The sequence below is a fragment of the Vibrio fluminensis genome, assembly GCF_015278125.1.
Classification (GTDB): Bacteria; Pseudomonadota; Gammaproteobacteria; order Enterobacterales; family Vibrionaceae; genus Vibrio; species Vibrio fluminensis.
Map to the genome: position 1 here is coordinate 34,668 of NZ_JADILO010000025.1, position 13,083 is coordinate 47,750.

General features: G+C 43.3%; 11 protein-coding genes. All 11 read right to left on the bottom strand.

Annotation, left to right across the window (positions count from 1 at the left end; genetic code table 11):
- Nucleotides 1–44: 44 nt before the first annotated feature.
- Nucleotides 45–2,174, bottom strand: coding sequence for an insulinase family protein (locus tag IRQ95_RS15575; protein WP_194437786.1), 2,130 nt, complete (start codon nucleotides 2,172–2,174; stop codon nucleotides 45–47).
- 11 nt (nucleotides 2,175–2,185) lie between these two features.
- Nucleotides 2,186–3,301: a pyrroloquinoline quinone biosynthesis protein PqqE gene (gene pqqE, locus IRQ95_RS15580; protein ID WP_194437787.1), complete on the bottom strand. Its 1,116-nt coding sequence runs from the start codon at nucleotides 3,299–3,301 to the stop codon at nucleotides 2,186–2,188.
- Nucleotides 3,294–3,566: a pyrroloquinoline quinone biosynthesis peptide chaperone PqqD gene (gene pqqD / locus IRQ95_RS15585; protein ID WP_194437788.1), complete on the bottom strand. Its 273-nt coding sequence runs from the start codon at nucleotides 3,564–3,566 to the stop codon at nucleotides 3,294–3,296. The genes pqqE and pqqD overlap by 8 nt, the downstream gene beginning before the upstream one ends.
- Entirely contained in the window at nucleotides 3,566–4,315 is a 750-nt protein-coding gene (pqqC, locus tag IRQ95_RS15590) for a pyrroloquinoline-quinone synthase PqqC (RefSeq protein WP_194437789.1), read from the bottom strand. The genes pqqD and pqqC overlap by 1 nt, the downstream gene beginning before the upstream one ends.
- A 9-nt stretch (nucleotides 4,316–4,324) precedes the next feature.
- Complete coding sequence (gene pqqB, locus IRQ95_RS15595) at nucleotides 4,325–5,242, bottom strand: pyrroloquinoline quinone biosynthesis protein PqqB (protein ID WP_194437790.1); 918 nt, start codon at nucleotides 5,240–5,242, stop codon at nucleotides 4,325–4,327.
- A 69-nt stretch (nucleotides 5,243–5,311) separates the two neighbouring features.
- Complete coding sequence (gene pqqA, locus IRQ95_RS15600; protein ID WP_123782182.1) at nucleotides 5,312–5,383, bottom strand: pyrroloquinoline quinone precursor peptide PqqA; 72 nt, start codon at nucleotides 5,381–5,383, stop codon at nucleotides 5,312–5,314.
- Nucleotides 5,384–5,545: 162 nt separating this feature from the next.
- The gene (locus IRQ95_RS15605) at nucleotides 5,546–7,642 is read right to left on the bottom strand and encodes a 4Fe-4S binding protein (RefSeq protein WP_348541618.1); all 2,097 of its coding nucleotides are present in this window, start codon (nucleotides 7,640–7,642) and stop codon (nucleotides 5,546–5,548) included.
- A gap of 104 nt (nucleotides 7,643–7,746) precedes the next feature.
- The gene (exaC, locus tag IRQ95_RS15610; protein WP_194437792.1) at nucleotides 7,747–9,267 is read right to left on the bottom strand and encodes an acetaldehyde dehydrogenase ExaC; all 1,521 of its coding nucleotides are present in this window, start codon (nucleotides 9,265–9,267) and stop codon (nucleotides 7,747–7,749) included.
- Nucleotides 9,268–9,515: 248 nt separating this feature from the next.
- The gene (locus IRQ95_RS15615; RefSeq protein WP_431358059.1) at nucleotides 9,516–11,231 is read right to left on the bottom strand and encodes a PQQ-dependent methanol/ethanol family dehydrogenase; all 1,716 of its coding nucleotides are present in this window, start codon (nucleotides 11,229–11,231) and stop codon (nucleotides 9,516–9,518) included.
- Nucleotides 11,232–11,517: 286 nt separating this feature from the next.
- A complete protein-coding gene (locus IRQ95_RS15620) occupies nucleotides 11,518–12,342 on the bottom strand; it encodes a substrate-binding periplasmic protein (protein WP_228481446.1) in 825 nt (274 codons plus the stop codon).
- 37 nt (nucleotides 12,343–12,379) lie between these two features.
- Nucleotides 12,380–12,811: a cytochrome c-550 PedF gene (pedF, locus tag IRQ95_RS15625; RefSeq protein ID WP_228481447.1), complete on the bottom strand. Its 432-nt coding sequence runs from the start codon at nucleotides 12,809–12,811 to the stop codon at nucleotides 12,380–12,382.
- Nucleotides 12,812–13,083 lie beyond the last annotated feature (272 nt).

Sequence of the window (13,083 nt, forward strand, 5' to 3'; positions counted from 1 at the left end):
GTTTTATCGGCTATATCGAGATACAAGCCCAGCCATTGAGCTAATTATTTGGATATAGCGATCGTCGTCCCTAACTGCTCAATAAAATCTGCCAACACCTTGGTTGTGATGAGATTGAGCTTGGTTTTTAATCCTTTGGCATCATGCCGTTTTCCTATCATTTGATTCAGTTTGAGTTGCTGCTGATGACTGAGGTAGCCAAGTTTGCTAGTCGCTTGATCCTCGAGTTGCTGCTTGGTTAACGCTAACGCCAACTCTAGGTATAAATTATCTTTGGCGATATCAGTTAAAGCTGCGCATATTCTCTTTATACGATGCTCTGCCCAAGGGTCAAAAACACTAAAAAGATATAACGCATTGCTATTTTGGCAGTAATTTATGCCTATGGAATAGCAAGCACCTTCGACTCTTGGTGCGAGAAAGGGTGATGAAGCCGAGATCACTTTGCTTGCAATTTGAGCAACCAATTTAGAGTCCTCTGACACATTTACACAGCACAAACTATGTAACTCACTGAAAATCAAATTTACACTTGTTAACATAACGTTAAATTTGGTGCTTTGCCTGTTTTTTCTGATTTGTGTCGCAGAGAGTTGTTTAAAACATCGACTAGATAACTTTTTATTGTCTCGTTTTTCATTGAGTTGCTTATAAAGTTCAGTAACGACAGCCGGAATTGACGGATTCGTAATACTTGGATGTTGAGAGATAAGATGATCTAATTGACGCATTACATGCGCATGCTGTTCGTTTATGACTAAGCCACTTTCAAGAGGGATAGTGTCGATAGAGTGAACCTTGGTGACAATGTCACTTAACGTGTTGGCGTTTACATTTTTGTCGAGCTTAAAATAACGAAACTCTCGCCATTGCTCTTTGAATGTCGAGGTATGACTTTGCGTCCCATTGCTGGCGCAAGCAAGTTGTTTAAGTGTGTGTAGTGACGTGGTTTTGGTTGGTGGCTCTAACGGGGTTATGGATCCAAGATTACAGGTAGTTTGCAATAATTTAGCGATATTTGAAGTCGCGGGACGCTTGGTGATGGCCGCGGATATTGAGCTTGATTGTGAGCAATCAATGTTATCTAGATAACGATAATAGACTGATAAAAGCAGATTGATTGCCGGGCAAAATTTGCCACTGGTAGTGTAGTTGGGAATGCTGGGTACTTTTAAAGCGTGCAATTGTTTGATTAGAGCTGAGTGAATCACATCAATTTGGCTTGATGTCGTGATAACTCGGAGTGCAAATTTCCTTTCGCTATTGCAATCATTGGTTATAGAGAGCAACTTGCCGTTTAGATGTGCTATTTGCTTTTTTAGCAAGCTTTCTAGAGACTTTATCGAAGCAAAGTGCAATAAATTGAACCACCACGTAAATACCTTACGAGTGTCATCCAGAAGACTGACTGGAGCAGTTGTTAGTTGACTATCACTTGGGGTTCTTCGTGGTACTATTTTTTTTGGGGTATTTAATTGCTCGCTCTCACCTAGGTTAAGCGCTTTATATGTTTCAGCAATGGTGGAATGGATTAGCTCGGGGTGATTGGTACTGGTGAGCAAAGTGATATTGCTCGGCTGATAATATTTAGCGTGATACTGATATAGCGCTTCTAACGTAATGGCATTGATGGTTTCTGTTGTTCCGCCATGGCAATGAACTCGTTGCTCACTCACGTCACCACGAAGTACTTGTACTAATAGCTGGTTTTCAGCGCCCGATTGGTAACCGCAAAGTTCATGATAGATAACGCCACCCGTTTCCGGGTTGAAAACCTCTTGTTGAATATCCTGAAGATTAAAACGTGGCGCGAGTATTCCTGATAACAGGTACTTTATCGCAAGTCTTAAACTCGTTTCTGATTCAGCTGAAAAATGAAAACAGGTAGTTGTATCTAATGTTGAAGCATTGATTTCTATGTCGCTGAACGTGTTGAGTTGAAACAATGTTTGTGGATCGGGAAATAGGGCGCTTTTTCGAAACACTAAATGTTCGAGAGCATGAGCCAGCCCGGAATCATCAAAGCTGGGAGTGTTGAGCAGAAAAACGCCAACGTGGCGCTTTAGAGCAGGCAGATTGAGGTTGTGGTGAGACAAGCCTGATGGGTGTTGATAGTGAAAGATTTGTCCTTCAGTGCAATCGATAGATGCCAGTTGCTTGAATGTCCCTTTCATTGTACGACCTGTTAAAGCTTTACAAGAGCGATATCTGCAATCCTGCGTCGCTCTTTGATTGGATGGGATGGACGTTGTGCTGCCACAATGGCTTGTTCAATAAGATGGTGGTCACCCGATTTACTGCACACTGGGTCTGCTCGATACATATCTCCGGTTAACATATAGGCTTGGCAACGGCATCCTCCATGGTCAGTATTCTTTTCGTTGCAGTCACGACAAGGTTGCTTCATCCAACTATCTCCTCTGAAATGATTGAATGAAAAATCTTGATACCAGATGTGCTCGATTGATTTTTCAATCACATTTGGGAATTTGAGAGGTAATATTTTCGCACTATGACAGGGCAATGCACTACCATCGGGTGTTACGGTTAAAAAGGTGCTACCCCAGCCGTTCATACAGGCTTTAGGGCGGTCCTCGTAGTAGTCGGGGGTGACGAAAATAAAATGAGGTTGTTTTGTCGTTTGTTGCGCTCGGAACTGATTAACCATGGCCTCTGCGAGTTCGAGTTGCTTTTGACTGGGTAACAGGTGATCTCGATTGTCATAAGCCCAGCCATAGTATTGCGCGGTGGCGAGTTCGACATAGTCGGCATTCAGCTGGCAGCTGAGCTCTAATATTTGCGGAATTTGCGAAATATTTTGTTTTGATATCACAAAGTTGAGCACCATAGGGTAGCCAGCTGCTTTGACAAGTTCTGCCATCTTCTTTTTTTGCACAAAAGCGTTGCCACGCCCTGCGATAGCATCATTGAGCTCGGGGTCTGCGGCTTGAAAGCTAATTTGTATGTGGTCGAGTCCAGCTTGCTTTAGTTGATTGATTTTCTTCTCGGTTAACCCAATTCCTGAGGTGATTAAATTGGTATAGAAACCAAGAGCACGGCCATGTTTTATAAGTAGGTCCAAATCTTTGCGCAGCAGTGGTTCGCCCCCTGAAAACCCGAGTTGAACAGAGCCGAGTGCTCTGGCTTGAGTTAGCACTTGTTGCCATTGTTCAGTGGTTAATTCATTTTCTCTATGACCTAAATCAGTAGGGTTAGAGCAATAAGCGCAGTGAAGTGGGCATTCATAAGTCAGCTCGGCTAATAACCAAAACGGCGGGCCCACAGAGGCTTGTTCAACCATAATGAATCCACCGTTTGTTCTCAGCATCGTCGAGAAACTCAATAATGTCACTTTGAATATCGCCTGCTTCAGGGAATTGCTCAGTTAATTGCTGGTGGATTTGTTCAATTGTGTTGTTGCCATCGATTTTAATTAATATTTCTGCTGCACTTTGGTTCAATTTGACCATTCCTTCGGGGTAGAGCAAAACATGACATTGCTGGGCGGGTTCAAACTGAAAACGAAAGAGTGAGTTTAGTCTTGGGATTTGGTGCAGTTTTTCCATTAATAAATCCCCTTATGACAAGTTGGTCTGTGGTCAAGATGTGAGTATGGTGGCTGCTCGTAGTGATAGGCGATGGTCATGGCATCGAGCATTGACCACAAAATATCGAGTTTAAATTGCAGGATGTTTAAAGCGTGCTCTTGTTGTTCTCGCGTCACGAAATGATCGAGGGTGATCGCTAAGCCGTGATTTACATCTCGCCTCGCCTGAGATAAGCGCATTTGAAAATACTCTAGACCCTCTTGTTGGATCCAAGGGTAGTTGCTTGGCCAAGAATCGAGTCTACTTTGATGTATCTCAGGGGCAAACATTTCAGTTAGAGACGAACATGCAGCTTCTTGCCATGTTGCTCGGCGAGCGAAATTAACATAAGCATCAACGGCGAAGCGGACACCAGGCAGAATGTATCTCTCATCAAGCATATCCTGACGGTTTAAGCCGACGGCTTCCCCAAGCTTTAGCCACGCTTCAATCCCACCTAATGTGTCATCATGAATAGAACCATCATGATCGAGAATACGTTGTATCCATTCTCGACGTATTTTGATGTCGCGGCAGTTAGCCAGTATTGCTGCATCTTTAACTGGGATATTGATTTGGTAGTAGAAACGGTTAGCTACCCATCCACGGATTTGTTCAATGCTGCATTCGCCATTATGCATCATGACGTGAAATGGGTGATGAATATGGTAAAGCTGGCTCTTTTCTCGTAGTTTCTGTTCAAATTGCTGTTTTGTCCACGCTTGCATCCTAGCTCCTTAAATGGTGATTTCCATGCCATCTGTGGCGATTTCTACACCGTTGTCGATAACAAATTGGTGAGCAGAAGAGTCTTCGTTAAGAATTGGATTGGTATTGTTGATATGAATGAGGATTTTTCTTCTTATTTCGAAATGATTAAGTAAGGCGACACTGCCATTTTCCCCATTAACTGGCATATGACCCATCTGGGATCCCAGTTTGTGGCCGAAGCCGTTTTTTATCATTTCATCATCTAGCCATAATGTGCCGTCAATTAACGCGCACTCCGCTTTAGATAGCATCGACTCAACGAGTGGTGTCGATTCTACGATGCCTGGGGCATAGAATAGATATTTTCCACTGGCATTATCAACAACCTTTAAGCCGATATTATTACCAGGTACCACATCATCTCTGTAAGGCGAATACGGTGGTGCATTGGACTCGAGATGCACAGGAAAGAAAGTCAGTCCGGTCGCCTGTTGAATGGTAAAACCGTGCTGATGATCTGTGCCGATAAGGTGGTGTTTTAGTCCGCCATGCCAGTGTTGCAACATCGGAAATAATGGAAAAGCGGTGGTGAGATCTTCATGTACAACATTGGTGCAGTAAACATCTAACGGTAACCCTTCTCGGAGTGTTAATAACCCTGTTGTGTGGTCAACTTGGCTATCAGTTAATATTGCGGCCTTAATGTTGCTGCCACGCTGTTGGTTCAGCGGCCAAAGTTGAGGTGATTGGTTGATTTGTTGGCGGATATCGGGTGATGCGTTAATCAATACCCAATTATTGCCATCTGCACTAACTGCGATAGAAGATTGGGTTCTTGCTTGGGCGTTGATTGTTCCGTTTCGCACCCCTGAACAATTTTCACAATGACAGTTCCATTGTGGAAAGCCACCACCAGCAGCTGAGCCTAGGATAAGTATTCGCATATAAAAATCCGCGCTGAGTAATATAGAGACAAAAATCCCCGCAATAAGGTTAGAGCGGGGATGTAAACGCTATCGGTTACTAATGTATAAAGTAACTTCAAAGCCTAAGCGCATATCTTCATATTTTGGTTTGGTCCACATATACCTTGCCTCCTTGGTTGTTATATGAATTCCTAACGTTGTCTGCATATCCTCAACTTAAAGGTAAGTTTATTTGGGATATACGTTTTGGGATAACACCCATTCAAATATAAAGTCTTGTGAGTGAGAACAGTATTGTACTTTGGAAGGAGAAAAGGAGGATTAAGGTTCTACGACTTCAACTACTTGAGTGGTATTACGGTTATTTCTAGTTTGATTTTTACGTCCGTATTTGTTTACTACACATACGCTCGGATCTTTGATGGTCACTAAGCACTCCATACATTGAACACATTCAGAGTAATTGATGCTACCGTCAAGGTTAATGGCATCAATACCACATTTCTTGCTGCGGCATAGATGGCATGGTGAGCCGCATTCTTTTCGGCGCTCTAACCATTTAAACAGAGGGTAACGGCCTAAAATGGCAAGACCTGCACCAAGAGGGCATAGATAACGACAATAAAATTTATGAATTTTTAGTCCTAAAAAAAGTAGCCCCAGTGCATAGAGCGTAAATGGCCAGTAACGGATAAAGTTTAAGGTAATGCTGGTTTTAAAAGGTTCTACTTCAGACAATTGCTCAGCGACGGTGAGTGAATAGAATGAGGTGATAATCAGTGCGAACAATAAAGCATATTTGATCAACCGAGCGTAACGGTGAGTATCATGCTTAACACGCCACTGCTTGAGCTTGAGCTTGGTCGCCAACAGTGCCATGAGTTCTTGTAAAGCTCCGAATGGGCATAGCCAACCACAAAATAGGCCTCTTCCCCAGAGAAAAAGCGTGCTAAAGACAAAACACCATAAGAGGAAAATAATCGGATCTAACAGAAATACTTCGATCTGAAAGCCGTTGTAAAGTGAATGAAGTAAGGTGTATATGTTTACTACCGATAGTTGCCCTTGGCTATAAAATCCGACAAAACCGAGCGTAAATATTAGGGCTAAGAGCCTAACTTGATGCATGAGACTACTGTGTTTCGCAAGGCGCCTCTGATTGACAAAAAGAGCGCTGATAAAGAGTAAGTACAGTGATAGTAGCGCAATCTCTAATACTCGGTTTTGCCAAATGGTCACCCACAATGGCGTGTTTTTGGTGGCTTGAGGCAGTACCTGTTCGACGAAAAATTCCGGAGGAAACTTGATTTGTTGAGTGAAAGGATATTGTTTTTGGTTTAAATAGTTTTGTTCATATATTAAGGAGAGGGATAGCTCGAAATCACGTTGCAGTTCGAATCCTGATTGTGACTTAATACGAAATACATTTAGATCGCTGTGCACTGGTATCTCAGTGGCAAAACTTGGCTCGCTAAAGCTATAGAAATCGATATCGCGAAGCTCAACAGGCAATTGGTCTTGAGTGGCGCTTAAACGCTCTGAAAGTGTTTGTGGGATAAATTCCTCACTAATATATGAATACTGACCTCGGTTTATAAACATTACCGCATGCTCACCCTGTTGGAGGTTATCTTGAAGACGCTTGAATTCAGCTTCTCCCAGTAAGTTTTTACCCACGATCGGTATATCTAGAAACGCAATGTAGAGATCAATCAATGGAGTATTGAGTGAATACTGCTGTTGGATATGGTGGAGAACATCAGTAGGCAATGTCGCGATTTGGTTAGGCGTTGTTTGCCAATGAATCAAGTAGCCGCGATCAAGTAGTTGTTGGAAGTCGAGAGACTCGAAATAGCTATCATCAATAGTAAATGGTGTGGATTTTGTGAATCCTTGCAACTTGTTCCGCGCTACTTTCAAAGCAGAAGCAATAATGGTGTCGTGGATGACTAGAATGGATACTGTAGCTCTGCTCACACCATTAAAATAGGTAGCCGCATTGAGGGCCTTATCGTCAGCGCCGATAATGTATTGTTCTTTCACTGAGTGATGTTGATATTGCTGCACGAAGTCCATCATTGGCTTTTCACCTAAGCCATGGAGAAATATCGGTTCGTGATGACTGAGTACTTTTAGCCCAGAGAAATGACCTTGAGTATCCAAACCAATCAGTAGATTGATTGAATCGCCGGAAAAACCGACGAAGTCTGTAAGATCATCCGTTTGAAATACATAACCTAGTAGTTCGCTAAGTTGAAATACTGGAATTACTGGCAGGTCAGTTTCAGCAGGAGCGATACGTGTAGCACTTGGGAACAGTTCAATGATTTCCGGAGGAATTTCGGTAATATCGCTGTCTGCAACTGCGATTGAGCAGGGTAATAGCCAAAAAATCAGACTAAGAAGTGACGTAAGCACAGACCTTATTTTAAGAAGAGATAAAGGCAAGTAAGTACTTGTGAGAATTAGAGTAAACATAGAAGATTAATCCGAGCCTATGAAGGCTCGGATACGTTTAGCGTTTAGAAGAAGCCAAGCGGACTAGTGCTGTAGCTTACCAATAGGTTTTTAGTTTGCTGGTAGTGATTGAGCATCATTTTATGCGTTTCACGACCAATACCTGACTTCTTATAACCACCAAATGCGGCGTGCGCAGGATATAGATGGTAGCAGTTAGTCCAAATACGACCCGCTTGAATGCCTCGTCCCATTCGATAAGCTCGATTGGTGTCGCGAGTCCAAACTCCGGCGCCAAGACCGTATGCCGAATCATTGGCAATGGCTAAAGCTTCTGCTTCATCTTTAAAGGTAGTCACTGCGATAACTGGACCAAAAATTTCTTCTTGGAAGATGCGCATTGAGTTATCGCCTTGAAGGATTGTTGGCTGAATATAGAAACCATTGTTTAGTGCATCACCTAGGTTCTCTTCGCTACCACCGCTAAGCACTTTTGCACCTTCTTCACGGCCTATATCTAGGTAACTCATGATCTTATCGAACTGTTCTTGTGAGGCTTGCGCACCCACCATAGTTGTAGTGTCTAGCGGGTTTCCTCTTACGATATCTTTGGTTTTTTGTAGTACTTTTTGCATAAACTCATCAAAGATATCTTCTTGAATCAGAGCGCGTGAAGGGCACGTACAAACCTCGCCTTGGTTAAAGAAGCCCAAAACAAAACCTTCGGCACACTTATCTAGATAATCATCTTCGTGTTGAGTGACGTCATTGAAGTAAATGTTTGGTGACTTACCGCCAAGTTCTACAGTTGAAGGAATCATATTCTCAGCGGCACATTTCATTATGTGGCTACCGACAGCCGTTGAACCGGTGAAAGCAATTTTAGCGATGCGAGTGCTGGTTGCCAATGCTTCGCCAGCTTCTCTACCAAAACCGTTTACTACGTTAAGTACGCCTGGTGGAAGTAGGTCTTCAATTAGCTCAACCAGTAGTAGAATACTTGAAGGCGTTTGCTCGGCAGGTTTTAAAACAATGCAGTTACCAGCAGCAAGGGCTGGTGCGAGTTTCCAAGCCGCCATAAGCAGTGGGAAGTTCCATGGGATAATTTGACCGACAACACCTAGCGGCTCATGAATATGATAGGCGACAGTTCCGTTGTCAATTTCAGACAAACTCCCTTCTTGTGCTCGAATACATCCAGCAAAATAGCGGAAATGGTCTGAACTTAGAGGAATGTCAGCGGCAAGGGTTTCACGTACTGGTTTGCCATTTTCCCACGTTTCAGCAACCGCCAGTGCTTCAAGATTTTGATCGATACGATCGGCAATCTTTAACAGAATGTTTGAACGCTCTTGAACCGATGTTGCACCCCATGCATCTTTAGCGGCATGAGCAGCATCTAATGCTAGCTCGATATCCTGCGCACAAGAACGTGGTATGCGACAAAACTCTTCACCTGTTACTGGTGAGGTGTTGCTAAAGTACTCACCTTTAACCGGTGCTACCCATTTGCCACCAATGAAGTTTTCATACTGCGCTTTAAAAGAAACGACAGAACCGTCGCTACCAGGATATGCATAGATCATATGTCACCTCGAAGTAAGACCCGTAGAGTTTTATTTCTTCCATGGTCTGGTTAATTTTTGCTTTGATAAGCCAAAGCACCTTGATGAATTCATATTAGTACTGAGTAGTCAGAGTAAACATGCTCCCTTGGCACAAAAAAACTCATACTTTAGAAGGGTAAACGAGTGGGTTTCTTCGAGGCGAGTCTGCCTACAAATGGCAAAGGACTGCAATAATGCAGCCCTTTCTAGTTAGACAATATATTGGCTTAGCTCTTAGGCAATTTAAACGTCCACACCATACCACCTTGGTTAAAGTGTTTGACGCGTTTGGCTACTTCGCCACCCCATAGTGGTACTGCGCCACCCCAACCGGAAAGTACCGAAATATATTGTTCGCCATCCATTTCCCACGTGACAGGGGATCCGACAATGCCAGAACCGGTATTGAACTTATATTTTACTTCGCCTGTTTTGGCATCAAATGCCAAGAGATAACCTTCAGGGTTGCCCATAAAGACAAGGTTACCAGCTGTTGCGAGTACGCCCCCCCAGAGTGGGGCGAAGTTCTTGTAACTCCAAACTTCTTTACCTGACTTAGGATCAATCGCACGTAAAACGCCAATATAGTCATCGTTTATTGCTTTGATAGTAAAGCCAGCACCGATATAAGCGGCCCCTTTTTTGTAAGTTACAGGCTCATTCCAAACATCCATTTCCCATTCGTTTGTGGGAACATAAAACAGTTCAGTATCTTTGCTGTACGCCATTGGCATCCAGTTTTTTCCGCCTAAGAAAGAGGGGGCAGTAACCACTGCTTTACCTTTTTTACCATCTTCTGAATCTATGGGGTTACCGGGACGGTTTTCTTCGACAAATACAGGACGACCGTTATCATCTAACCCTGATGCCCAGGTAATTTTATCTGCGAAGGGGAACCCACGGATAAAATCGCCGTTTTCCCTATTTAGAACATAGAAGAATCCATTTCGATCGGCAGTAGCGGCTGCTTTTACTGTTTTACCTTGGTCGCTATAGTTGAATGAGATCAACTCATTAACGCCGTCATAATCCCAGCCATCATTTGGAGTGGTTTGGAAATGCCATTCGATTTTGCCGGTATCAGGGTCGATACCTAAACGTGAGGAAGAAAAGTAGTTATCACCAGGTCTCAAATGCGAGTTCCATGGCGCAGGGTTACCGGTACCAAAGAAGAGTAAGTCGACATCGGGATCGTAAGTTCCCCCTAGCCAAGGTGCGGCTCCACCAGATTTCCATAAATCGCCGGGCCAAGTTTGTCCTGCTTTGCCTCCAGATATGCCATTCTCAGTTTTTTTACCATCTTTCCAGATGTAACCCATATGGCCTTCAACAGTAGGACGCTCCCAGACTAATGCGCCGTTTGTCGCATCATAAGCGGTGACTTTACCGACAATACCAAACTCACCGCCAGAAATACCGGTGATAACTTTGCCTTTTACAACGATTGGGGCGGCGGTTATAGAGTAACCCGCTTTATAATCGCCCACCTTTTTCTTCCAAACGGTTTTACCCGTGTCCTTGTTCAGAGCAACTAACTTAGCATCAAGAGTGCCGAAGATAACTAAATCACCATACAAAGCGGCACCACGGTTAATGACATCACAGCAAGGCATTATCCCGTCAGGAAGACGCGCGTCATACTGCCAAATTTCTTCGCCAGTTCGAGCATTGATTGCATACATACGCGAGTAAGAGCCGGTTATGTACATCACGCCATCTTTGATTAGTGGCTGAGATTCCTGACCACGTTGTTTCTCGCCACCGAGAGAGAATGCCCAAACTGGGCGCATTTCTTCAACTGTGTCGGGATTGATCTTACTTAAAGGACTGTAACGTTGTCCTTTGAGACCTAAACCATATGAGACAACATCATCAGTTGTCATTTGATCATCCATAATATCTTTGTCAGTAACATTGGCATACGCAGTTGCGCTAAACGCCATAGTAATACAAAGACCTAATGATAATTTTTTACTTTTGTAGGCTGTTATCATTGTTCTTCCTCGAGGGATATTATTTACAATTTGTTAGCAGGGTAGGTGCCTAAGCAGTACTGGTTAGGGAGGTTGGACTGCTTAGACACCAAAACCTGAGTGAGAAGGGAGCGTTTCCAGTGTATTGTCTTCTTTATCAGGATAAGACAAGCGTATGGTCATTCTCGACTCTCGCCAATTACACTCCAGTAGCGTTTGCACTCATCCCTTAGTAGGATTTTGTTCATAATGCGGCTTAATAGAGCGTTGGTTCTTGATACTCTGAGTGATATTTGGCGAAGATAGCCTGCATATCACCTTGTTTAATCATTGCCTCAACAATGTCACCGACGGCATAACCTAACTGACGATAGTTAGTTTTAACGGCCATGCCTATTTCCCATTGTTGTTGACCAAGCATAGGGAAAGCGTTTTCAGCGAGCTTGAATTGGGTGGTATCCATTCCGCCCTGAAGGTAGGTGATTTGGCTACGAAGTCCCATTGCAGCGTCTACTTCACCTCTCTGTAATGCTTCTACCGCTTCAATTGTGCTGACATAGTGCTGCGCACTGTCGCGCATTCGACCACCGAAAGCGGCTGATAAGTAGAACTGAGGAATAGAATCGACTTCAACACCGACAGGGTGGTATTGAAATACCGCCATTGTGGATACAGATTCGATTTTTTTCTGATCAAAAATGATTTGCCACGATTCGGTATGATATGGCGCAAACATGTGAACTTGTTCATGAACCAATTCGCCAATGTCGTCACGACTATGCGAATAGGCGCTGTCATAAGGTACGCGCAACATTAAGTCGGCAACGGTTCGCGTTAAGTAGTGGCCTTTCCACAGGTTATTGCGTAGGTCATCTTCTACGTTTTCGTCTGCTGTCATCCATTGAAGACGCAACTCAACTTGCATCTCGTTGGCAATGTGCTTAGCAATATCATAATCGATGCCTTTAGGATTACCGTCTTCTTGATAGGAGAAGGGGGGATAATCTCTGTATACCGCGACAGTTATGAACTCACTGTCGATGATGTCATCGTACGATCGAGCATTACCTATTGGGCTCAACAACGTACTCGTAAGGCATAGACTTAGTAAGGTTGGATTAAATATCTTCACTGATAGACTCTAACCAAGTTTTGATCGACCAAAGGGCTTCTTGTGACAAATGTTCTGTCATTTTAGGCATGTATACGGCCCCATTACGTACCGCGCCGTTTTGCACTCGATATCCATACCACTCATCACCATCAAAGTCGGGTGTTAATAGGCGAAGATCGGGTGCAATGCCTCCGGATATACCCTCTAAACCGTGGCAACGAGCGCAGTTCTGGTTATACGCTGATGCGCCAACTTCAATAATTGTATTTAGTGTTTCGCCCGTTTGTTCACGATATGGATTTTCTTCTAGCCACTCTTCGCCTAGTTGTGGAAGTTCAGAGGTGTCAATTGATTGGGGAGTAACGGCGCCATGGGCGTAAATATTAAAAGATGTACATAGCAATAATGAAGTTAATGCTATTTTTTTAGTCGACATTGCGAATCTCATTTTAAATCCTCTCACGGTTTGTAATTCTTGATTTGTTCCAATATTAGTAACAGTGAGAGTCGATTCTAATTGCACTTTGGATCGGTTTTTTCTCATCCTTTAGTAGGTGAAATTCATTATTTTTATTTTTAAAGTTACAAAAAGTCACTTAAATTCAATGGCTTAAAGTTGAATTTCTGCGGCGTGGTCTGGTTTTTAACTGTGGTTTTTTTGCTATATGCTCAATTCTAAGTGGTGAGTGATGATTAATTAATCTTGGA